Annotated in this window: 17 protein-coding genes; 8 read left to right on the top strand and 9 right to left on the bottom strand. The window is 64.2% G+C overall.

Annotation, left to right across the window (positions count from 1 at the left end; genetic code table 11):
- Window positions 1-244 precede the first annotated feature (244 nt).
- The 3 genes from BW39_RS26525 to BW39_RS30670 all read left to right on the top strand — a co-directional run bounded on the left by BW39_RS26525 (window position 245) and on the right by BW39_RS30670 (window position 5,032).
- Complete coding sequence (locus BW39_RS26525) at window positions 245-3,745, top strand: IPTL-CTERM sorting domain-containing protein (RefSeq protein ID WP_235264288.1); 3,501 nt, start codon at window positions 245-247, stop codon at window positions 3,743-3,745.
- A gap of 214 nt (window positions 3,746-3,959) precedes the next feature.
- Window positions 3,960-4,397, top strand: coding sequence for an acetyltransferase (locus BW39_RS26520; RefSeq protein ID WP_043825142.1), 438 nt, complete (start codon window positions 3,960-3,962; stop codon window positions 4,395-4,397).
- A 155-nt stretch (window positions 4,398-4,552) separates the two neighbouring features.
- On the top strand, window positions 4,553-5,032 hold the full coding sequence (locus BW39_RS30670; RefSeq protein WP_081816298.1) for a GNAT family N-acetyltransferase: 480 nt from the start codon (window positions 4,553-4,555) through the stop codon (window positions 5,030-5,032).
- 36 nt (window positions 5,033-5,068) lie between these two features.
- Here the strand turns inward: BW39_RS30670 and BW39_RS26515 are convergent, their stop codons facing one another.
- From BW39_RS26515 to BW39_RS26505, 3 genes are all read right to left on the bottom strand, one after another.
- Entirely contained in the window at window positions 5,069-5,509 is a 441-nt protein-coding gene (locus BW39_RS26515; RefSeq protein WP_043825141.1) for a hypothetical protein, read from the bottom strand.
- A 311-nt stretch (window positions 5,510-5,820) separates the two neighbouring features.
- A complete protein-coding gene (locus tag BW39_RS26510; protein ID WP_043825140.1) occupies window positions 5,821-6,942 on the bottom strand; it encodes an extracellular catalytic domain type 1 short-chain-length polyhydroxyalkanoate depolymerase in 1,122 nt (373 codons plus the stop codon).
- A 10-nt stretch (window positions 6,943-6,952) separates the two neighbouring features.
- Window positions 6,953-7,366 carry a CopG family transcriptional regulator gene (locus tag BW39_RS26505; RefSeq protein WP_013801892.1) on the bottom strand — a complete coding sequence of 138 codons (414 nt, stop codon included), beginning with the start codon at window positions 7,364-7,366 and terminating at the stop codon, window positions 6,953-6,955.
- Window positions 7,367-7,571: 205 nt separating this feature from the next.
- Here BW39_RS26505 and trhA point away from each other — a divergent pair, with 205 nt between their 5' ends.
- Window positions 7,572-8,225: a PAQR family membrane homeostasis protein TrhA gene (gene trhA, locus BW39_RS26500; protein ID WP_043825138.1), complete on the top strand. Its 654-nt coding sequence runs from the start codon at window positions 7,572-7,574 to the stop codon at window positions 8,223-8,225.
- Window positions 8,226-8,383: 158 nt separating this feature from the next.
- Complete coding sequence (locus tag BW39_RS26495; RefSeq protein ID WP_052155436.1) at window positions 8,384-8,707, top strand: hypothetical protein; 324 nt, start codon at window positions 8,384-8,386, stop codon at window positions 8,705-8,707.
- An 88-nt stretch (window positions 8,708-8,795) separates the two neighbouring features.
- Here the strand turns inward: BW39_RS26495 and BW39_RS31580 are convergent, their stop codons facing one another.
- Window positions 8,796-8,948 (bottom strand): hypothetical protein, encoded by a 153-nt coding sequence (locus BW39_RS31580; protein WP_013801894.1) that lies wholly within the window; start codon window positions 8,946-8,948, stop codon window positions 8,796-8,798.
- A gap of 302 nt (window positions 8,949-9,250) precedes the next feature.
- Between BW39_RS31580 and BW39_RS26490 the strand changes: the two genes are divergently transcribed.
- Entirely contained in the window at window positions 9,251-9,970 is a 720-nt protein-coding gene (locus tag BW39_RS26490) for a Crp/Fnr family transcriptional regulator (protein WP_034398720.1), read from the top strand.
- Here BW39_RS26490 and BW39_RS26485 read toward each other — a convergent pair.
- Together BW39_RS26485 and BW39_RS26480 are read right to left on the bottom strand one after the other, a co-directional pair.
- A complete protein-coding gene (locus BW39_RS26485) occupies window positions 9,967-18,525 on the bottom strand; it encodes a GH36-type glycosyl hydrolase domain-containing protein (RefSeq protein WP_442854810.1) in 8,559 nt (2,852 codons plus the stop codon). The genes BW39_RS26490 and BW39_RS26485 overlap by 4 nt on opposite strands.
- A 150-nt stretch (window positions 18,526-18,675) precedes the next feature.
- Window positions 18,676-18,918, bottom strand: a complete 243-nt coding sequence (locus tag BW39_RS26480; protein WP_013801897.1) for a hypothetical protein — start codon at window positions 18,916-18,918, stop codon at window positions 18,676-18,678.
- A gap of 275 nt (window positions 18,919-19,193) precedes the next feature.
- Between BW39_RS26480 and BW39_RS26475 the strand changes: the two genes are divergently transcribed.
- Together BW39_RS26475 and BW39_RS26470 are read left to right on the top strand one after the other, a co-directional pair.
- On the top strand, window positions 19,194-19,418 hold the full coding sequence (locus tag BW39_RS26475; RefSeq protein ID WP_013801898.1) for a glycine zipper 2TM domain-containing protein: 225 nt from the start codon (window positions 19,194-19,196) through the stop codon (window positions 19,416-19,418).
- 150 nt (window positions 19,419-19,568) lie between these two features.
- Window positions 19,569-20,357 carry a GGDEF domain-containing protein gene (locus BW39_RS26470; protein WP_081816297.1) on the top strand — a complete coding sequence of 263 codons (789 nt, stop codon included), beginning with the start codon at window positions 19,569-19,571 and terminating at the stop codon, window positions 20,355-20,357.
- Here the strand turns inward: BW39_RS26470 and BW39_RS26465 are convergent.
- The 3 genes from BW39_RS26465 to BW39_RS32090 form a co-directional block, all read right to left on the bottom strand.
- On the bottom strand, window positions 20,354-20,512 hold the full coding sequence (locus tag BW39_RS26465; RefSeq protein WP_034398712.1) for a DUF3309 family protein: 159 nt from the start codon (window positions 20,510-20,512) through the stop codon (window positions 20,354-20,356). The genes BW39_RS26470 and BW39_RS26465 overlap by 4 nt on opposite strands.
- Window positions 20,513-20,630: 118 nt before the next feature.
- Window positions 20,631-21,365: a Crp/Fnr family transcriptional regulator gene (locus BW39_RS26460; RefSeq protein WP_052155433.1), complete on the bottom strand. Its 735-nt coding sequence runs from the start codon at window positions 21,363-21,365 to the stop codon at window positions 20,631-20,633.
- A 321-nt stretch (window positions 21,366-21,686) separates the two neighbouring features.
- Window positions 21,687-21,917 (bottom strand): hypothetical protein (locus BW39_RS32090; protein WP_043825136.1); only part of this gene is annotated, 231 nt, incomplete at its 5' end.

Here is a 21,917-nt window from a genome sequence, read left to right as displayed (position 1 = left end):
GGGGAGGGGAACGCCCCTTTTTTTTGGGGGGTGAGGCTTGCGAAACGTCCAGTCAAGCGCGGCACGAACGCACAGTCAAGCCGCCAGGGCTGCGCGCCCGCAAGATGGCCGGCAGTGCGCATCCACCCGTGCCACACGCTTCCATAAACATGGCTTTCAGCGCTTGATACACAAGTGCTGAAAGCATTTTTCATGGCCGATCGCGGCTGGGTGGAACACAGCTCCACCCACCCACCACATCGCCATGAAAACCCTTGCCCTTCGAATTGCCATGCTGCTGCTGACGGCGGCGGCTTCAGTGTCTGCTGGTGCAGTCACGGTATTCGACAACCTGGCAGCCGCCAATGACCCGTGGCTCATCCAGCACAACTCCAGCTACCACACCAACCTGTGGGTGGCCAACCGGATCCCGATTGGCAGCCAGTCGCTGCGCATCACGCAGGTGAAGATGAATCTCACCCAGATCGACCAGTTCGAGCTGCAAGTGTGCGCAACCGACGCCAGCGCCGCCACGCCGTTCGTGGACATGACGGCCTGCGCCCCCTTCACCGCCGACGCGGCCACGCCAGGCATGCGCGTGTTCACGGGCGACCGCATCGTGGCGGCGGGCGACTTTGCCTGGGTGGTGGTGCGCAGCATCGGTCAGACCATGATCCGCCGCCAGATCACCACGGCCACCAACGACGGGCTGACCTGGTATTCAGGGGCGAGCCACAACCCGGCCTGGGTGGCCGAGCCGCAGACCTCCATCGGCATGACGGTCGAGGCCGGTTCCGTGCAGCTCGATGGCGTGTGCGGCAGTGCCAGCAGCGCCACGCCTCGCCGCTATCCGCCAGATGCCTTGCTGTGCAGCGTGGGCACGACCAGCGGCGTGATGGGTGAAACCTACTCCTTCTCCTGGGTGTGCCAGAGCAGCTACGGCGGCAACCCTTCGCCGCAATGCTCCGTGCCTCGCGCCTACCTCGTTACCTCCCAGGCCACGGGCGGCGGCAGCATCGAGGCGGGGCGCGATGTAGCGGCGGGGCAGCAGGCCAGCTTCACGCTCACCACGCCACCGGGCTATACGGTGCAGGCCAGCGGCTGCGGCGGATCGCTTGCGGGCAACACCTACACCACTGCGACCATTACCGGCAATTGCACCATCAGCGCCACCTTCGCCCCGCCGCCCACCAACGGCGCGTGTGGCAGCACGGCGCCTTCGCTCACCTTGCCAACCCTCTTGTGCAGCGCCGGTTCGGCCACCAACCAGTCTGCCGCGGCCGATGCCTTCCGCTGGAATTGCGCGGGCATCAGCGGCGGCACCACGGCCGCTTGCCTGGCACCGCGCCAATACATGGTGACAGTCAACACGGATGCGGGCATCGCCAGCGCACAGTGCACCCCGAACCCCGTGACCCATGGCTCCAGCGCCACCTGCGCGGCCACGGTGCACGACCCTGTCGCCCGCCCCTTCAGCGGCTGGGGCGGCGCATGCAGCGGCGTGGGGGCTTGCCAGCCCGTGGTTCTCGGGGCTACCACCGTCTCTGCCAATACGACGCTCATCACCTACGCCATCACCACTACTGCCACCACGGGCGGGAGCATGTCGTGCACGCCCAACCCCGTGCCCCACGGCCAGGGCGCTGGCTGCACTGCCACGCCGCAAACGGGCTTTCAGTTCACCGGCTGGACGGGCGATTGCGCGGGCACGGGTGCATGCCAGTTCACCAACGTGACCAGCGCGCACAGCGTGGGAGCCACCTTCGCGCCCATTACCTACGCCATCGCCACCCCCGCCGTCACCGGCGGCAGCGTGAACTGCACGCCCAACCCCGTGCCCCATGGGCAAGACACTATCTGCGTCGCCTCGCCCGCTATGGGCTACCACTTCACCCATTGGTCGGGCGATTGCGCGGGCACTGCCAGCGCGTGCATTCTCTACAACGTGACCAGCCCGCGCAGCGTGGGTGCCACATTTGTGCTCAACACCTATTCCATCGGCATCGTCCCCGCCCCGGCCAACGGCACAGTCGCCTGCACGCCCAACCCCGTCACCCACGGCCAGGATGCAAGCTGCACCGCCACGCCCGATGCGGGTTACCACTTCACCAGTTGGTCGGGCGATTGCACGGGCACAGGTGCATGCCAGTTCACCAGCGTGACCGCGTCGCGCACCGTCTCGGCCACCTTCACGCCCAACACCCACTCCATCGCCACCCCCGCCGCCGTCAACGGCACGGTCACCTGCGCACCCAACCCCGTCACCCACGGCCAGGACGCAAGCTGCACCGCCACGCCCGATGCGGGCTACCACTTCACCAGTTGGTCAGGCGATTGCGCGGGCACGGGTGCATGCCAGCTCACCAGCGTGACCAGCCCGCGCAGCGTGGGTGCGACCTTCGCGCTGAACACCTATCCCATCAGCATCACCCCCGCCACCACCAACGGCACGGTCACCTGCACACCCAACCCGGTTAACCATGGGCAGGGCGCAAGCTGCACCGCCACGCCCGATGCGGGCTATCACTTCACCAGTTGGTCAGGTGATTGCGCGGGCACAGGGGCATGCCAGCTCACCAACGTGACGAGCCCGCGCAGCGTGAGTGCCACATTTGTGCTCAACACCTACTCCATCGGCATCGTCCCCGCCCCGGCCAACGGCACAGTCACCTGCACGCCCAACCCCGTCACCCACGGCCAGGATGCAAACTGCACCGCCACGCCCAATACGGGTTACCACTTCACCAGTTGGTCGGGCGATTGCGCGGGCACGGGGACATGCCAGCTCACCAACGTGACCAGCCCGCGCAGCGTGAGTGCCACCTTCGCGCTGAACACCTACCCCATCAGCATCGCCCCCGTCACCACAAACGGCACGGTCACCTGCGCACCCAACCCCGTTAACCATGGGCAGGGCGCAAGCTGCACCGCCACGCCCGATGCGGGCTATCACTTCACCAGTTGGGCGGGCGATTGCACGGGCACGGGTGCATGCCAGCTCACCAATGTGACCAGCCCGCGCAGCGTGAGCGCCACTTTCACCCACGATCCGGTCGATGCCACCTGCGGCTCAGCGGCCAACGGCGCTGTGGCCTTCAAGCCCAGCGCGAATCTGTGCGTCACGGGCACGCCAGGGACCGTGCTATCCGCTGGCGGCCAATACAAATGGCAGTGCAGCGGTGAATATGGCGGCGCAGCGCAGCAGTGCAGCGCACCGTGGCAGGGTGCGGGCGGCAACGGCAATCTGGGGGCGGTGGAGGTGGACGGCGCGAACGGCTGGGAGATCAGCAGCGCCGCATTTGCCTCCACCTTGCCCGCGCCCTTGCCGTCCCATGTGCGTGCGGTGCACGCGCCGCTGGGGCTGGTGCTGGGGCGTGTCGCTGGCAATGCAGATGCACAGGTGACCGTGCACTTCACCACACCAGTTCCGCAGGGCGCCGTTTATTACAAATACGGCCCCAGCCCCGACGGGCTGGGCTGCACCGGCGCTGCCTGCGCGCAGCCGCACTGGTATGCGCTGCCCGGTGCGCAGTTTGCGCCCGACGGCCTGAGCGTGACCTTCACCCTGGCCGATGGCGGCGTGGGTGACAGCGATTCCGTGCCCAACCAGATCACCGACCCCGGCCTGCCCGTGCTGCTGGCCCCGCAGGCCATCCCCGCACTCGGCCCCTGGGCGCTGGCGCTGCTTTCGCTGCTGGCGGCGGGTCTGGTGGCTGTGCGTCGCCGCGCGTTGGGGGGTGCTTGCGCACCACTGATCAGAAAGTGAAGCCAAGCTGTCACCAAGGCAAAGCCGCCCCAGCGACGGGTTTCAGATGAGTTGCCGGCGGGACTCAGGGGCTCCGCAAAGTTTCCTATTGCGACCCATGCATAGGCGCTGCCGAAACAGCGCCGCCGTTCAGCGCATTCCACAGGAGCCGCGACGACTTCGCAGGTGTGTACCGTCATACTTCACGCAACGCTGAATCATTTGCAAAGTTGCCATGTACACACTCCGCACATCACGTCCTGAAGATGGCGCCGCCCTGGTTGACCTTTGGCGGCGTTCCGTAGACGCCACCCATCACTTTCTCAGTCCCGATGATCGAAAGGCAATTGATGCCGAAGTGGTCGAGTTTCTGCCTCATGCGCCGGTGACTGTTGCCGTCGATGAACATGACCAGCCCCATGGCTTCATGCTGATCGATGGCACGCACATGGAGGCGCTGTTCATCGATCCGGATGTCCGTGGCACCGGCATCGGCCGCAGGTTGTTGCAGCATGGATTGGCGCTGCACGGGGCATTAGGCACAGACGTCAACATGCAGAACTCCCAAGCGGTTGGCTTCTATCAACGGATGGGGTTCGTTGAAACTGGACGTTCGGAGGTGGATTCGCAGGGACGCCCTTATCCTCTTATTCACCTGCGATACCAGGGCTAGCTGGAAGCAGGCCGCAGCTCGCATGGCGCCTGCCTTGCAGCAACAGCAACCCCGCACTGTGGACTGCTGCCCCCTTGGTTGACGCTCAGATACACGGTCGGCAACCACCGTTTTGGTACGCTTTGAATTTGATGGATAGACAACCAGATACAGGCATGAATTTGAAATTTAAGCGGCTCACTGAAGTTGATCCGGCTCATATTGTTTCGCTGAACAACAATCCAGATGTGCTGCGACAAATGCCGCTTGGAACTGCGGATTTCGACCTGGCGAAAGCAAATGAATGGGCTCAGAAAAAAGATGCCCAGTGGCAGCAATACGGCTATGGGCCGTGGGCGTTTGAAATTGATCAGCAATTTGCCGGCTGGGGCGGCTTGCAGTACGAGGAAGGTGATGCCGACCTCGCTTTGGTGCTTCACCCCAAGTTCTGGGGAAGTGGCAAGGCCATCTATCAAGAGATAGTGAAACGTGCATTCACTGGCTTGGGGCTGAACTCCATCACGATTTTGCTGCCACCTTCAAGAACCAGAATAAAAGGGATTCTCAAGCTGGGATTTCGGCCAGATGGCGCATTGGATATCGAGGGGACTCGTTTTTTGCGCTATCGCCTGCATGCACCCGGCAAACCCGCTTGACCAGATATTTGAGCAGCGCGTCTTGATCCCGCGCGCTCATACCTTGGCGAGGAAGGCCGCCGCATCACCCGCTTCACACTTCCAGTCTGCGAAGACTCCAACCAGATTGCATTCCACGCAGTGGCAAGCGATGTAGTACCAGCGCACGTCATGTGTGCCTTCGTACACGGAGACGCCGGACATCAGTTCGAACGTCTCGTTCTCGCACACGCACTCGTGTGCCTCGGGGGTGGCCTCTTCAACATATTCCGCGCTGTCGCCCATCAGGTGTTCCTGCCCGCAGTCGGTGCAGGTGCGGATGGCCACGCCGGCTTCCTCATCCGTCTGCAGCGCAAAAGTCCGGCACCCGCAATCGCATTTGGACGAGGCAAACCGGACGGCCTCATGGCCATTCGCAACGCTGTAGCTGCGCAGCTCGGCTTGGGTGTCGCCGGAAGTCGTCCCGTACCAGAACTCGCCCTTCTTCGTCAGTGCCATTGATACTGTTCCATTCTTCAAGTTGGGCCTCTCGGCAGACCTGACGCCAAGCGTTCCCGATGTTCCGGATTTTGCCTGATGGCACGGTGAATCGTCGCCAAGGGGCCGGGCCGAGGTGGACGCCGATTCTTGGAGATTGCAGCCAGCGACCATCAAGTTCAACTGTTGATCGCCGCCGATGTTCGATGTTGAAGCTCCTGCGTCCAGCTCTCAGCCTGAGACCAGTGTTCGGAAATCTGCAGCTGCCGGCTGCTCCGCAGCGGTTGCTGCCGCCCAGGGCCTCCTCGCGAGCTCGCTGCCGGTGCCGCGCGTCAGCAGCCGTGAGCACGCTTGTGCGAAAGGAAGAAGCGCAGCATCTCGGCGCTGGCGTCGATTCCTCCTGGCGTGGTGTAGCTGCCCTCTGAGCTGCCGCCGGACCATGCGTGGCCTGCGCCATGCAGTTGCCAGTGTTCAATGGCAGTACTTCCGTCGGCCGCGACATAGGCAGAGCGGGTGAATCGCTGGCGGTTCGGCGCATGGCCCTGGATGACGCGAGGTGCGCCTTGGGGACTTTGCGCGCTGCGTGCAGCATTCACCACGGCCGCGCCGTTGTCGTGGTGCACCGTCGTGTCGGCATCGCCGTGAAACACGATCACCGGACACACGCTGGGACCGCTGGCCGAGCCTGATGCTGCGCCTCTTCGCATCGCCTCGAGGGCTGATGGCAGATTGGACGCAGCACCGGCGGGCAAGCCCGAATGCACGCCCACGGCGGCGAACAGCTCAGGATAGGTGCGTCCCAATATGTCCGCCATTGCACCGCCAGCCGATAGTCCGGCGACATAGACACGCGATGCGTCCGCGCCATGGTCAGCCACCACTTGGCGTGTGAGGCCCGCCAGCAGTGCTGGCTCGCCCCGGCCCCGCTGCTGATGCTGGGCCTTGAACCAGTTCCAGCATTTTTGCGAGTTCGCATGCTGTGTTTGTTCGGGATAGAGCACCAATACACCAGCCCTGCGTGCCTGGTCATTCATGCGCGTGCCGGCGGCGAAGTCTTCCGGCCCTTGGGTGCAACCGTGCAGCATGAGGACGAGCGGCCGAGGCCCCGCTTCAAGTGCACTGCCTGGCGGCACATACAGCCGATAGGCCAGCTGCCGGCCTCCGTGCGAGTAGCTGCCGCGCAGCCATTGCTCGTCGCTGGAGCTGTCTGCCTGCGATGAGCCCGCAGGCACGGCGAGTTCGGGAGCATCGTCGATGAAGCGGGCTTCAGCATCGACGATCCAGCCTTCTTCCCTATGACTGGTTGCGGCTGTCTTGCCGTGGGGCACGGGCGCGGGCGCGGGCGGGCTTTCGCCTCGCAACGTGCGCTGAATCAGCTCGGTTGCTTCCAGCAAATTGCCAGTGCGCGTCAGGCGTGTAGCCTCGCCCAGCATGTCGTGAAAAAGCTGTTTCATGGAATGGTTCTCAGGTAATGCGGCCGGCCAGAGCGGCACGAACGGCGGGGCTGGCCTGGAGCGCTCCCAGCACCGTGATGGATTCGATGGTTTCTGCGGCCAGCTGCGCAGGCACGTCCTGCGCAATGCTGGCCAGGCCCAGCACCCGGATCTGCAGCTTTTCCCCGGCAGCCTGCACCCGCATGAGATCGGCCTGGGAGAAATGCTGCATACCCAGGACCAGCATCTTGCGGGCGACGACCTGTTGCAACGCGTCCGCGTGGCTGCGCAGGTGATTGCGTATCGCTGTACGGATGAAATCACTGCGGTTTGCGTAGAAGCCTTCGGCGACCAGCAGGTCGATTTGGCCCAGGTCGACATAGCCCAGATTGATGGTGAGCTTCTCGGATTCGCTCACGCGAGGGGTGGAGGTGGTTGTGGCCATGGAACATCCTTATGCCATCCATATGGATGGTTTGAGGATGGTTTCAAGGCCTGATTTTCAATTTGGCGCTGCACGTCGTGTGGTGTCCGGTGGACGGGCCCTCAAGCGTGTCCGTTGCCATCATTGCCCTGTCACGTCCGGGCCTTAGGGTGGCCGAGCCGGGCCACCGCGCCCGGCGTTGCTCAGCCATGCGCCAGGAGGCTCCATGCAAGATTTGCAGGCAGGCTCGCCGCACGGCCCTTGCGTTTGGGGCCGGCCCGGCGAACGGTTCAATACCTGGAGTCATCTGGCAGCCCTGCCCGTGGGCCTGGCGGCCAGTGTGGTTCTCATCTGCGAAACGGTGGCCGGCGGCGATGCGCGCAAGATTGTGGGCGCTGTGGTGTTTGGCCTGTCTCTGGCGGCGCTGTTTGGCGCATCGGCCCTCTTTCATGGCTGTACCGGGGTGCGCAAGGGTTTCTGGCAGCGCGTCGACCACGCCTGCATTTACCTGCTGATTGCCGGCAGCCACACGCCCTTTGCCTTGATGGCGCCCCCTGGCTTGTGGGCTTGGCTGCTGCTTGGCGGCGTATGGGGACTCGCATTCCAGGGTGCGATACGTGCACTGGGTTTCGATTCGCCGCCGCGCCTGTCCCTGTACATCAGCCTTGGCTGGCTCAGCTTGGGGGGCGCGGTGCCGGTGGCCTTTCGCCATGGTGCGCAGACCCTGGCCTGGCTGCTCGCCGGCGGACTGCTCTATTCGGCAGGAACGGTGTTCTACCGTCGTCTGGCGAGCATGCGCCACGCGCACGGCATCTGGCACCTGTTCGTGGTTGCCGGCAGCGCCTGCCATACCGTCGCGGTGGCCGGTTTGCTCGCCTGACCTCCTGCCATTCATGGCTTCGACACCCTGCCGTACTGATGAGGCTGTTTGCTTACGCAATTTCGGCGGGGCGGACCTCATCGAAAATTCTGGCATGGGCTTAAAACATGGTCGAGGCGGGGTGCATCTATCTCTTCCTCATCTTCGAGGAGAAGGCCATGACTGCATCGATTTCACTGAGGTCACTGCTTGGCAGGCCTCAGGACCCTGATCTTGCCGATCAGGCGGTCCCAGGGCACGGCGTTCCTTCGCAGGACCCCGACCAGGCAGCACAGATTCGAATGGGCAAGGCAGAGGCCTTGCGGGAGTCCAAATCAACCATGGTGGCCGGCTTCATGATTTTTGGCGCAGCACTGGGGTCTGCACTGGGCGCAGCCGTGGGAGGACCGGTTGGAATATTCGTTGGGGGCGCCGTCGGTGGCCTGGTGGGCGCCGGATGCGGGGAGGCGGCTGGAGCCACGTGGATCAAACACAAGGATTGATGGACCGGCCGGATGCAGAAACCCGTCCTTTGCGTCCATTGAAATCAAAAAGGGCCCGAGGGCCCTTTTTCGTTACGGAGCGGCTGGATTACTGCTTCGGTTGCCCTTGATGGGCTTGCTTCTTTTGCTCTTCAGCGGAGCCCGGCTGATGCTGCTTGGGAGCAGTTTGCTGTGGCTGGGGCTTGCTGGGCTGGCCAACGGGCTGCTGGCTTTTGCCTGGCGTGTTCTGGGAAACGGACATGTGAAACTCCTATGGTCTTCAAAAGCCAAGATGGCTCTTGAAAGTCCACTGTGTTCCTGGTCCAGGCGATGGGATGTAGTCAAACCAGCCGCAGACAAATTATGTTGTAAGCGTGGCGGCACAAGGGTTTTCGGGGGGCTTTCTGGATGCGGGGGGCCCGCAGGGCCAGGCACAGATGCCACTGCCGGTATGTGCGGTACCGCACAGAGCCGGTGGGCCTGGCCCGTAAGATGCAAGAGCGTCATTTCTGCTGTCTCCAGACTCTCTTGAAGTGCCGGGATGACTGCACTGGAATTGCCTTTATGCCCTCTTGCGCCGCGTCCACCGGCAATCATTTGCTCGACTCCTTGCCACCCGAGCCATGGCAGCGGTGGGAGCCTGCGCTGGAGCCCGTGGAGCTTGCCCTGGGCCAGGTGCTGTATGAAGCGGGCCGGGTCATGAGTCACGTGTACTTTCCCACGACGGCGATCGTCTCCCTGCTGTACGTGATGGAGAACGGTGCGTCGGCGGAGATCGCGGTGGTGGGCAACGAAGGGATTGTGGGCATTTCCCTCTTCATGGGCGGAGGGTCCACGACCAGCAGGGCGGTCGTGCAAAGCGCCGGCAGGGGCTATCGGCTGAAGGTCGGCGCCATGCAGGCGGAGTTCGAGCGCGGTGGCCCGGTTCTTCACCTCTTGCTGCGCTACACGCAGGCGTTGATCACCCAGATGGCCCAGACCGCCGTCTGCAACCGTCACCATTCACTTGACCAGCAGCTTTGCCGCTGGTTGCTGCTGAGCCTGGACCGGCTCCAGGGCACGGACCTGGTGATGACGCAGGAGCTGATCTCCAACATGCTCGGAGTCCGCCGCGAGGGAGTGACCGAGGCCGCGCTGAAGCTGCAGCGCGCCGAGATCATCCGCTATTCGCGTGGCCGCATCAGTGTGCTGGACCGTACGGGCCTGGAGCAGCGCTCCTGCGAGTGCTATGCGGTGGTGAGAAAAGAGTACGACCGGTTGCTGCCGGACATCACCGCTTGCTAGGTCCCGATCGCGGCCTCTTGCACAGGGATGACAAAGCAGCTGTGCGCTGCCAGCTCTGTCCAGCGCAGCCTCTGCGATACCTGGAGCATGACCGCGCCCTCCACGGCACACCTGGCCGCCAGCGCGTCGGCGCTGCCGCGAATCAGGAGAAAGCGCATGCTGCGGCCCTCCCGTTTCAATACCAGTTCGGCCTGGGGCCAATGGGAAGGAAGGCAGGGGGTGAAGAACAGTTCCCCGGCGTGGATGTGCAGCCCCAGGATGGATTCCACCGCGGCGCGATGCATCCATGCAGCCGAGCCCGTGTACCAGCTCCATCCGCCCCGTCCGACAAAAGGGGGCTGGGTGTATACGTCTGCAGCCATGGCGTAAGGCTCGATGGCGTATTGGCTGCCCCATACGGAATGGCTGGCGCGATGGGCCGGACTCAGGTAGGTGAAGTACCGGTAGGGTGTGTCCTGGAGGCGCTCGCTGCCGGTGGCGGTGGCGTGCGCCGCCTGGCGCAGGGCCAGCGAAGCGGCGGCCATCACGGCCCACGCTCCGGCATGGGTGTACTGCCCGCCGTTTTCCCGCACCCCTGCCGGGTAGGCCTGGATATAGCCCGCATGCGGAAGGCCATGGACCAGGGGCGGTGCCAGCAGCGGGATCAGGCCTGTATCGGGCTGGACCAGCTCCGTGTCCACCGCTTCCATGGCAATGCGCGGGCGCGAGGTGCCTGACGTGGTGACCAGGACCGACCAGGCCTGCGCAATCAGATCGATGCGCGCCTCGGGCTGCCGGGCCGAACCCAGTACCGTGCCGTCATCGAAGAACGCCCGCCGGTACCAGCGCCCATCCCAGCCTGCAACATCCAGGGCCTGGCGCCAGCCGGACAGGGCTGTCTGCCAGGCGTCGGCGCGTGCTTCGTCGCCGCAGCCGCGTGCCAGCGGTATCCAGTCCGTGACGATGGCGCACAGGAACCAGGCGAGCCATACCGATTCGCCCCGGCCTTGGTGACCAACAGCGCTCATGCCATCGTTCCAGTCTCCTGCGCCCATCAGGGGCAGGCCGTGCACGCCCACGGCAAGGCTGCGGTCGATGGCGCGCGCCGCATGCTCGTAGACCGAAGCCGAAACTTCGCTGATGCCCGGTGTTTCGTAGACGTCGTCCACGCCGTCGGCAATGGCGGGCGCCTCCAGGAACGGAACCTGCTGCTGCAGCAGCGCCGTGTCGCCAGTGGCCTGGAGATAGTGCGAGCAGGCGAAGGGCAGCCACAGCAGGTCGTCGCTGCAGCGGGTGCGCACGCCGGCACCCGAAGGCGCATGCCACCAGTGCTGCACGTCCCCTTCGATGAATTGCCGTGAGGCGCACAGCGTGATCTGTTGCCGCAGCACGCCGGGATCGGCCCAGACAAGCGCCATGGCGTCCTGCAATTGGTCGCGGTAACCGGTGGCGCCTCCCGCCTGGTAGAAACCGGCCTTGGACCACAGCCGCGAGGAGACCGTCTGGTAGGGCAGCCAGCGGTTCACAAGCACGTCCATCAGCGGATCGGGCGTGTGGATCTGCGTGGCCTGGAGCAGGCCATCCCAGTAGTCGCTGTTGGCCTGTTCTCGTGCCCGGGGGGCCAGGGCGGTGGCTTGCTCCAGCAACTGGCGCGCCGCATCGGGACTCGTGGCATGGCCGATCAGATAGGTCTGCTCCCAGGCCACGCCGGGCCGAAGCGTGGCCAGGCGCGACAGGGCTGCGCAGGGTTCGAGCCCGTATCCGCTGCGCTGCCCCAGCTGTGCCGGGAGCTGCAAATGTCCGTCGGATGCAAAGAACTCGCTGCGGTCGCAGGTCCAGTCAAGGCTGTCGTGCTTTCCCGCGAGGGTGCCTTCGCCGGCATGCGATTCGCAGAAGAAAGCCGTGCCGCCGCCAAAGCCGCCCGCAGCCTCGGTCTGGGTGCATAGCAGGCCCAGAAAGCGCTTGTCGGGCGCTGCTGCCCACAGGGCCATGGTCTCCAGCGTGGCGCGGTCGGCCCGGCGCTCGCCCAGCATCCACTCCACCATGCCCGCCATCCTCAGGTGCATCTTGGAGTTGCCATGGTTGACCACGGTAATGCGCACTTGCTTGACGGCCGTCCTGATGTCCACGCACCAGCGCGCACGGATGCCCAGGTCGCCGTGGCGGTGGGCGATTTCAGTGAAGCCCTGGCCATGCACCACGCTGTAGCGGGCCTGGGCATGCCCCCAGGCGCTGGGGGCCACGCTCCATGTCTCGCGTGTGCGCCGGTTCTGGAGAAAAAACCACTCGGACGGCATGTCGCAGACGGGATCATTGGACCAGGCCGTGACCTGATTGAGCCGGCTGTTGATCGCCCAGGTATTGCCTGCGCCGCTTTCGGATATCTGCCCTCCGAAGCCGGGGTTGGCCAGGACGTTGATCCAGGGCCTGCCCGGACGCCGGGATGCGCTGACATCGAATTGGAAGTGACCATGGTCGCCGAGGAACTGTCCGGTCGATGCGGGGACAGCCGAGCCCCGGCTTGGCTGGACCGGTATTTTCTGGGGCAGATGCGCTGTGCGCCGCCGGCTGGCCTGGGCCTCGAACTGCTCGCTCCAGGCATGGATCTGTTGCAGCAATGCACGGCCATCGGCATGCAGGCGCACACATGCCAGGCGCTCCAGGCAGGCTGCCTGCGCGGGGGTGAGCGTGTCCTGGCCCAGGACATGAAAGCCTGTCGTGCTCAGCCCTGGGCGGGCGTTGCCGGCCGCCTCATGCTGTTCGCCGATGGCGTTCAGCTCGGCTTGCACCGGCATGTAGTAGGAGTGGAACTCGCTGCTGAGCACGACCAGGTCGCAGGCCACGCCGGCACGCGACCATTCGCCCAGGGCCTGTCCCAGTATGCGCAGCAGGCCCAGGCCCTGGGGCGCCGCGGCACTCACCACGATGATCGGCCTGTCGCCCGAAAGGCCCAACTGCCACAGCACGCGCCGGTCCTGGATCTGCGGCAGGCGGACGGCGCCTGCGCGATGCGGGTGCAGGCCGGGCTGCAGCTTGGGCAGGGTGAACATCAGCGCCGTGCCCAGCAGTTGCAGTGCCGGCAGGTACTCGGGCCGGGGCCGGTGCTGCAGGGCATCCTGGCCCTGCGCCAAGGTGGCGGAGATCACGGAGGTGCGCTCCACATAGCTGGGCTGGCGGTACTTGTCCAGGATGGCCATGAGGGTGCTGGCACTGTCGCAGGCAGCCGTCGCAAACACCACGCTCACTTGTCCGCCAGGGCCCACGCGCATGCGCACGCCCAGCACGGCGACGGGATCCAGGCCGGTGTCCAGCGCGACAGCTTCACCCGGTGCGGGCTCCAGGCACGCCTGCGGCTGGCTGGCCGCGTGATTGCGGCCGGCCCATTTCGCCCGATCGCTCTGGTAGCGCAGGCCCAGGACCTCCCCCTGCGTGCCGGCCACGAAATGGGCCATCTGCACCACCTTCTCCTCCTTGTGGCGGGCAACCCGCTCAAAACGCATGCCCTGCTGCTGCTGCGCCAGCCAGTGCGCCTTCACGAACATGCTGGAGAACGCCGGGTGGGCCTCGTCCGCGCCCGCGCCGGCCAGGACCACCTCCATGGCCGATATCAGCTCCACGTCCATGGGCAGGTTACCCAGGTTGTTCAGCACGACCTTGCGCAGCTCGATATCGTCTTCAGGGCTGATCCAGACCGTGGTGCGCACACGCCATTGCGGCCAGCGGGCATCGAAGCACATGCGGTCCGGGTGGAACGTGCTGGTGTAGGCCGCCTGCGGATCGGGTGCCGGGCTGCGGGTCACGGACACCGGGGCGCTGTCCCGGTCCGTTCGCAGGTAGACAAAGCTCCCGTGCGCATCGCGCAGCAGGTCGTCGCGCCAGCGCGTGATGTGGGTGTTGCCCAGGCGGCTCCACCCGGCTCCGTTGGCGCGCAATGCAACGCTGTAGCGCCCATTGCTCAGCAAGAGGGTCGGCTCCATGGCCCGGGCCCCCGGGACGACGGTGCGGATCGCGTTGGCAGGCCGTCGGGACTGGGCATGCAAAAAGGGTGCGGCAAGCGCGCCGGGCCTCAGGCCTGCAAGCTCGCGGGGGGTGCGCTCCTGCAGCAGCGTGGACATGGCCTGGATGCGGGGGTGGTCCGAGCCCCAGCGCTGTGCAACCCCTTGCAGCAGCACATTGGCCAGGGCCACGATGGTCATGCCCTGGTGATGGGCCATGTAGGTGCTGACGAGCGTGAACCTTCCGCCATGGATTTGCCGTGCGGCAGAAAAGTCCAGGGCCTCGTAGAAGCCATAGCGCCCGCGCGCAGCCAGGGCGGCCAGCGCGCGGAAGTTCGCGCACGCAGGTACCGCAGCCACCTGGCAGGCCAGCGCCGTGGCGTAGGGGGCGATGACTTTCTCTGCCATCGGCGTGCGGCGCAGTGCCAGGCAGGGCACTCCCTGGGAGGCGTACTGGTAGGCCAGCGACTGGTCGCGCGCCGCATAGGCGCTTTCCGACATGCCCCAGGGAATGCCCAGGCCCTTGGCAAAAGCCATCTGTTCGCGCAGTGCGCAGCGGTTGGCCTCGTCCAGCGCGCTGCCCGCTGGCTCCACTGCCACCAGCGAAGGCATCAGGTACTCGAACATGGACCCCGACCAGGACCGCAAAATCGCGTTGCGGCCATGGGCGAAGAACGGCCGGCCCAACGCCTTCCAGTGCCTGGCGGGAAGGTCGCCCTTGGCAATGGCCAGCAAGCTGGTGGTGCGGGACTCGGAGGCCAGCAGGTCGTAGAACGATGCGTCGAGTTGCTGCTCCTCGAGCCGGTAGCCTATGTGCAGCAATTGCCGCCGCGGGTCGAGCAGGAAACGGAAATCCGCTTCCCACGCCAGCTGTTCCAGGGTGTGGGCCATCGTCCGCAGGCGCAGGGAGATCGCATCTTGCTGCCCCGCGCCGACGGCGCTGACGTCCAGGGCCGCCGACTGCAGGGTGGCCAGCAGGTCGGCCAGCAGCCATGGCAAGGGGTCCTGCGGCCCGGGCGGGGTGTCGGCCACGGCCCCAGGTTCCGGCAGATCGAGCGCGTGAAGCTCCGCAAAGGCGTCGCGCAGCAATCCCTGCAGCATCATCTGGGCCGATATGTCTGCGGGCTCGGCCAGGGGGCTGTCCAGCAACTGGCCGATAGCCGTCTGCTGCAGCGGGCGCTGCAACAGGCGCGCTGCACCCGCCAGGCAGGGTTTCAACCGGCGCCTGGCCGCATGGATCGCCTGCTGGCTGGCCGCAGGATCCAGCGGGGCGCGGGCCAGCTCAAGGCAGGCGCGGGATACGGCAAGCAGATGGGCTCCGAGGTTGCCGCTGTCCACGGTGGAGACATAGCGAGGCAGCAGCGGCTGCAGGCTCTGGGTGTCATACCAGTTGAGGAAGTGGCCGTTGTGGCGCTCCATCCTGGCCAGCGTGGCCGAGGTCGCTTCCAGGCGCATCAGCAGATCCTGGGTGCCGATCCAGCCGAACTGCCGCGCACAGGCGGCGCTGAGCAGATAAAGGCCGATGTTGGTGGGAGAGGTCCGGTGGGCGAGCACCTCGAACGGCGCCGTCTGAAGGTTGTCCGGGGGCAGGTGGTTGTCGCCTTCGCCCACGCAGCGCTCGAAAAGCCGCCAGGTGTCACGCGCAATGTCCTGCAGCAGTTCGCGGTCTGTGGTCTGCAGCCCTGCATGGCTGAAAGGGGCCCGCCACGGGGCATTGCACAGCCAGACCAGGGCCGGGGTGAAAACCCAGGCGGACAGCAGCAGCCATGCCGCGGCTGGCAGCGGGGCGGGCAGCAGCCACAGGGCCGCCAGCAGCGCAAGCGCGAGCACGGTGCTGTGCCAGTGCCTTGACAAGGCCGGCGCCCAGCCGGGCCGGATGGCGGCATGGGATGCTTCGGCGGTGGTCCATTCCAGCAGATGCCTTTTGCTTACGGCCATGCGGTACAGCGTGCGGGCCACGGCATCCGCGTGGAGCATGGCCTGCGGCAGCAGTTGCGCCAGGTACCACGCGCCGGACAGTGCTACCTGCAGCAACTGCCGTGCGCACTGCAGGGCGAAGCGGCTGCCCACGAATCGCGCATGGTGCGGGAGGGCACCGGCGATGGCGCCTATCAACGGCCCGGTGATGCAGGCCGCCGCCGCCAGTGCCAGGGACAAAGGCAGGGCCAGGCCATGTCCTGCCATGGACAGCACGATCAGCAGCAGCGACACGGGCGCAACCAGGGAGCGGCGCAGGTTGTCGAACAGCTTCCATCGGTGGATGGCCGCCAGTTGCCAGTACCTGCCGTGCCACAGCACGGGCAGCAATTGCCAGTCCCCGCGCACCCAGCGATGCAGCCGGGCTGCTGCCGTGTCGCTGTGCAGCGGGTCCGACTCCATCACGGTCACATCGGAGATCGCCGCGCAGCGGGCCAGCGAGCCTTCCAGCAGGTCATGGCTGAGGATGCGGTCCTCGGGCAGGCGCTGCGACAGCACGGCGTGCAGGGCCTGCACATGGAGAAGGCCCTTGCCGATGAAACTGCCTTCTCCAAAGAGGTCCTGGTACACATCCGAAGTGGCTGCGCTGTAGGGGTCCATGCCCCGCTGTCCGGAAAAAAGCCACTGCCAGGCAGAGGTTTGCCGCGTCTGCGGCAAGGGCGACACCACGTGCGGCTGCAGGATGCCGTAGCCGCGTATGACCTTGCGCCCGGTGGCATCCAGTTCAGGCTGGTTGTGCGGGTGCTCGGCGATGCCTACCAAAGCCCTGACCTGGCCCGGCGGCAGTTCGGTGTCGCTGTCCAGCGTCAGCACATAGCGCACGCCGGCAGGCAGGTCGGACAGCACGCCCATCTCCAGGAAGGGGGCCGGCATTTCCGTCGCCAGCGCGGCCACCAGTTGCTCGAGCTTGCCGCGCTTGCGCTCCCAGCCCATCCACAGGCCCTGCGTCGCGCTGAAGGACCGGGGGCGGTGCAGCAGCAAAAAGCGCTGCGCCTGGCCCTCGCCGGCGGGGTAGCGCAGGTTGAGCGCCTGTATCTGTTCGTGTGCCTGCGCGAGCAGCGGCTCATCGTCGGCCGTACCCTGCCGGTCCGCATCCGCCCAATCGCTCAGCAGCGCGAAATGGACACAGTGCTCCGGATTGGCGAGATAGTGCAGCTGCAGGCGATGTGCCAGTTCGGAGATGGCAGCAGGCTTGCTCAGCAGCGCAGGAATGACTACCAGGGTGCGCGCCGAGGGGCCGATCCCCTCCTTCAAGAGAAAGCGGGGCAGATGCGCTGGAGTGGCGGACTCGCATATGAGCCGGTTCACCAGGGCCAAAACCGCCTCGGAGGCCGGGAAAAACATGAGCAGTCCCAGCAGGGCCAGGCCTGCATGGCCCACCCATGCGTCTAGCGGGCCCAGGGGACCCAGCGGACCCTGCATCGCGGCGGCATTGCCTGCGCCGTTGAGGTGCAGCATCCATGCCACCAGGGCCAGCGAAGCCGCCACAACGGCGCCGATGTAGGTGACCGTGCGCGACAGCAGGAGGATGGCATACCAGCGGTCCGACAGGGGCCGTCGCGCGCCGAACATGTCCTCCAGTTGGGCGCGTCCCTCGCCCTGCAGCCAGTACCCGGCCAGTTGGGCTGCGCCCTGCGACTGGCCCATCAACCGGATGAGGGCCCTGGCCACAGCGGCCTCGGAGCGATCAGGGCTGCGTGCGGCCAGGCGCTCTATGCCATGCAGCGTAGTGTTGCGGCTGGCATCGTCCTCGGCCAGGAAAACGGGCGAGGCTTGCAGTGCGCGCACGACCAGGCTGGTCCTGCCCACGATACCGGGCCAGTCCCCGGCGCCCACCAGCCGCAGCGAGGCCACCGCATTGCCCACGCTCAGGTGGTCGGCCGCGCTGTCGGCATGCTGCTGCACCTGCAGTGCCGCCAGATCGGGCACTGCACTGCGCAGCCACTCTTCGATCTGCATGTACGCGCCGTCGCTGAAGACCGAGCGATGCCCAAAGAGTGTTTGCGCCAGATGGGACAGGAAGACCTGGCCTACGCCGCGCAATTGCATCAAGCGGTGGATTTCGTGGAAGCCGGCGGCATCGAGCCTGTCGATATGGCCCGCAGCCAGGGTGGCCACCTCCTTGGCCGCCGCCTGGCACGCAATCCGCTCGGCCAGGCGCCTCAAATTCTCGACCAGAATCACCCGCAGCGTGGTGGGCAGCGCCCAGAGCTCACCCTGGCTGAGTTCGCTCTTGCTCTGGTATGCGTCAAGAAAGCAGGTCAATAGCGATTCATCGAAGGCACCATCGGTGTGGGCGACAAAGGACCATGCCACCTGGTAGATGCGTGGAAGGCCTGTGAGCGGGGCCTCCTGCAAGACGGGCAGCGAGCGGTAGTAGCGGATGGAAAGGCCTTCGCTGATCTCCCGCAGCTGATCCTCGATCAGGTGGAAATTGTCGAAAAGCCACTCTGCGCCGGATCCCAGCTCATGGCCCTCCTGGTGCAGGCCGGCGATGTACCTGAATGAGGTGCGCAGGGATCTGAGATTGTTTTCAAGACGTGGATAGAACGTCGCCTGGCCAAAACGTGGGCGGCCCACGGCATGCGCGCCCCCCAGGGTCATCCCATACTGTTCAAAGTGTGCGCAGCCAAAAAGCTCCGACCTGATGGGTGCCAGGACTTCTCCATGGCGGGCATCCAGCAGGTGGCTGATATGTGGCGGTATCCATTTCCAGCGCTTGCGCATTTGCATTCATGGCTTCCGGGCAGCGCACTACAGAGCAAGCCACACGACGGCGGCCAGGGTTGCGATCAGCAGCATTCCCGTCAGCGTGCGCTCGCCCAGCATGCGGTGGATGGCCGTGAATCCCGTCCAAAGCGCGAGCAATGGCCTTCTCAGCGCATCGCAGTGCGCCAGGTGCTCGGTGAGCATGAGGCGATCCATCTGCGACAGGCTGGCAGGCCCGCCGACGCAGGAGGTGTCCCAGGTCGGGACGAGGTTGGAAAAGCGGGGCATGGGCGGAACTCCTGGTGCGGATTGCGCGGATGCAATCCCTTGGACACATGCCCTCTTGTAGGGAGCGCAGGCCGCGGCGTCTGTGCGCAGACGAACATTCACGGGCAACACGCGGCGATGTGCCCTACCGCACCGACGGCGATGCGCGAACAGGCCACTGTGGGATGGCATGGCAGGCACAGCGCAGCGCGCGGGTGCGGTGGACGGCGTTCCTGACCAGGGCGGGCAGCCTCCACGCCATGCGCCAGTCCACTACGTTTCAAAGAGGTTCTCCCATGAAAAAAATCAAGGTCAATGCGCTCGCCCTGGCGGCGACAGTCCTGCTGATGGGCCTGGCCGGCTGCGGCAATATGTCCAAAAGGGATCAAAGCACGGCGATCGGTGCGGGTGCAGGAGCGATCGGCGGGGCCGTGCTCACAGGAGGTAGCGCTGTGGGAACGGTCGGTGGTGCTGCGGTCGGTGGAGTGATCGGCAACCAGGTCGGCAAGGACAAGAAGTAAACCGTGCCATGCAGGCTTGGCATCCTGCATGGCCATGTAGAAATCGCTGGCGGATCAAGGGCTTGTCTGTGAAATGGTGAAGGCGATATTCATCTTCCGGATCTGCGAATCATCCGTTTCCCTCAAGCATGGCGAATTCTGAGGAACACCATGGCTCAAAGGTATCCAAGGCACATCGGATCAAGAAGAACAGGTGCTTTTTTTGCAGACGAAGCAGGCCTTCGCCCCCACGCCATCCAGTCGGATTTCGAGCGAAATCACTGGCTGGGCGTCTCCGTGGAAAATCGAATGCGCAAGGGGCTTGAAGCCTGTTTGCAAGGCCTGCAGCGGCAATGCGATTCACTGCGCGAGGAGTTGCACAACACGCGTATCGCCCTGGGAAAGGCGCATTTCGAGCTTGACAGGACCAAGGCGGATGAACGCGCAGCGCATCACCTGGCGACACATGACCATCTGACCTCCCTGCCGAACAGGTTCTCATTCCTGGATCGGCTTTCCAGAGCGATCGGCTTTGCCATGCCCCAGGCCATTCCCATCGCGGTGTTGTATATGGATCTGGATGGCTTCAAGACAATCAACGATCTCTATGGCCACAGTGCAGGAGATGAAGTCCTCAGGGTCGTATCGGGCCGCCTGAGATCCTTCATCCGCCGCGAGGATCTGGTGTGCAGGCTGGGAGGCGACGAGTTCGCATGCCTGCTGGAGCCCTCTCCGGAAATGGAGCAGCTGCGCGCCCTGGCCAGAATGATCTGCAGGGAAATAGCCAACCCCATTCACTGCAACGGGCTGGAGCTGAAAGTGGAGGCCAGCATGGGCATCGTGATCGCACACGAATGGCCTGTGTCTGCGGAGCAATTGATTGCTGATGCGGATCGCGCCATGTATCGGGCCAAGCGCATGCGCAGTGGCTATCAGTTCAGTGTTTTTGAGGGCACTTAGGCCCGCCCCGTAAGCAGCAATACCACGACCACCACCACCAGCAGGCTTATCGCGATGCTGGGAGCGTATCCCCAGCTACGGCTGTGGGGCCATGAAGGCAGAGCGCCTACAAGCACCAGGATCAGGACGATTAGAAGAATGGTGGTCAGACTCATGATGCTCTCCAAGGCGCTTTGCAATGCACGGCGTAGAGTTGCATTGCATCGTGTTCCCAAGCGATGGTCTGTGCGCTGGCGCACGTCCTTGGATTTTTGAATTTTTGACTTTGGTCTTTCAGGCCGGGGTTCCCATGATTCTTGAATAGATTTGTCTGTCTGCCGCGTAGCAGCTGCACGCCCTGTTTTCCAGCGCTGCGCGGTTCAATACCATCATCTCACCACGTTTGTAGGCAATCATGCCGTCGTTCTGAAATCTGCTGGCGATGTTGGTGATGCTGACACGCCGTACGCCCAGTATCAGTGCCATGAATTGCTGTGTGACATGGAAGCTGCCGGCACATCGGTCGCTGCTCATCAACAGCCATCGGGCCAGACGGGAGGCTGCCGTATGGTAGTTAAGGCAGACTGTGAAACGTGCCTGTTGATGCAAGCGCACAAGTATGAACTTTTTAATCAATTCACCGAGCATGGGGATCTCTGTGCACTGCTTTTCTAAATCCGTGCGGCTTATTCGCCAGCAGGTACCAGATTGTTGTACCAAGATCTTCCAAGGAGGAGGTGTTGCATTGCCTAGAATGATTTCTGACCCGACCATCGCCTCATTCCCTACCATGCCTATTCCCAGGGAATGTCCCAGGGAATGGTTGCTGTTGATTTCCATGACCAAGGAGATGCATCCGCTTTCAGGAAAGTAAGCGTGCTCCATGGGGTTGCCTGATTTGCTCAATTCTGATAATGCGATCAATTCGAAGATTTCACAGTGCTCAACAAAGTGATCTGCCGATGAAGGATAAAGCAGGCGTATTATCCTGTTTTCAATATTGGCATGGTGGGCGCCCGAATTTTTCATACAATTCCAATGAAATGAGTTTCGTCCATTTCTCGTGATGGATACCTCGATGACTGACGCTGAAGCCGGTCATCAGATGATTTTTCTCTTCAAGCAGGCCGCACTATTGATCATGGTGCTTTTTTGATTCCATGTATGTGCGGCTGCGTACGCAAAGCCCGCTGCCGGGAAAGTGGTTTTTCATATGAAAATCAGTTCTGCTGCCGAATCCGAGATGAGGTCATTTAATTGCGCATCCAAAATATTTTTTCCATGATGTGCGCTGGCGAACAGAAAAATAGCAAAAATAGATCCAAAAATAACGCTGGCCGGCCTACGCAACTAAAAAAACGAAGAAATGCCACGCACGGAAGGCGCCATGACCGCCAATTCAAAATCTCGGAACTTGGGCGCCGGCAGCGCCTTGCAGAACAACCAGCGAGTGACCGGTCTTGACCGTTGCAGCCACTCACGCACTGCGCCGTGAATGTCGCAGTTCAGCCTGAAGCAGCCAACCCAAGCGGGCGTCGCAACCAGCCGCTCCTGGCCGAACCAGCCCCCGATCACTCCATC

The organism is Delftia sp. RIT313 (genome assembly GCF_000632165.1).
Classification (GTDB): domain Bacteria; phylum Pseudomonadota; class Gammaproteobacteria; order Burkholderiales; family Burkholderiaceae_C; genus Comamonas; species Comamonas acidovorans.
The sequence above is the reverse complement of the archived record's forward strand: the minus strand, read 5'-3'. Positions and strand labels throughout refer to the sequence as shown.

Bases quoted from the DNA above. Each gene is read 5' to 3' on its own strand.
- BW39_RS26525 (WP_235264288.1), top strand. From the start codon at position 245: ATGAAAACCCTTGCCCTTCGAATTGCCATGCTGCTGCTGACGGCGGCG.
- BW39_RS26520 (WP_043825142.1), top strand. From the start codon at position 3,960: ATGTACACACTCCGCACATCACGTCCTGAAGATGGCGCCGCCCTGGTT.
- BW39_RS30670 (WP_081816298.1), top strand. From the start codon at position 4,553: ATGAATTTGAAATTTAAGCGGCTCACTGAAGTTGATCCGGCTCATATT.
- BW39_RS26515 (WP_043825141.1), bottom strand. From the start codon at position 5,509: ATGGCACTGACGAAGAAGGGCGAGTTCTGGTACGGGACGACTTCCGGC.
- BW39_RS26510 (WP_043825140.1), bottom strand. From the start codon at position 6,942: ATGAAACAGCTTTTTCACGACATGCTGGGCGAGGCTACACGCCTGACG.
- BW39_RS26505 (WP_013801892.1), bottom strand. From the start codon at position 7,366: ATGGCCACAACCACCTCCACCCCTCGCGTGAGCGAATCCGAGAAGCTC.
- trhA (WP_043825138.1), top strand. From the start codon at position 7,572: ATGCAAGATTTGCAGGCAGGCTCGCCGCACGGCCCTTGCGTTTGGGGC.
- BW39_RS26495 (WP_052155436.1), top strand. From the start codon at position 8,384: ATGACTGCATCGATTTCACTGAGGTCACTGCTTGGCAGGCCTCAGGAC.
- BW39_RS31580 (WP_013801894.1), bottom strand. From the start codon at position 8,948: ATGTCCGTTTCCCAGAACACGCCAGGCAAAAGCCAGCAGCCCGTTGGC.
- BW39_RS26490 (WP_034398720.1), top strand. From the start codon at position 9,251: ATGCCCTCTTGCGCCGCGTCCACCGGCAATCATTTGCTCGACTCCTTG.
- BW39_RS26485 (WP_442854810.1), bottom strand. From the start codon at position 18,525: ATGACCCTGGGGGGCGCGCATGCCGTGGGCCGCCCACGTTTTGGCCAG.
- BW39_RS26480 (WP_013801897.1), bottom strand. From the start codon at position 18,918: ATGCCCCGCTTTTCCAACCTCGTCCCGACCTGGGACACCTCCTGCGTC.
- BW39_RS26475 (WP_013801898.1), top strand. From the start codon at position 19,194: ATGAAAAAAATCAAGGTCAATGCGCTCGCCCTGGCGGCGACAGTCCTG.
- BW39_RS26470 (WP_081816297.1), top strand. From the start codon at position 19,569: ATGGCTCAAAGGTATCCAAGGCACATCGGATCAAGAAGAACAGGTGCT.
- BW39_RS26465 (WP_034398712.1), bottom strand. From the start codon at position 20,512: ATGAGTCTGACCACCATTCTTCTAATCGTCCTGATCCTGGTGCTTGTA.
- BW39_RS26460 (WP_052155433.1), bottom strand. From the start codon at position 21,365: ATGAAAAATTCGGGCGCCCACCATGCCAATATTGAAAACAGGATAATA.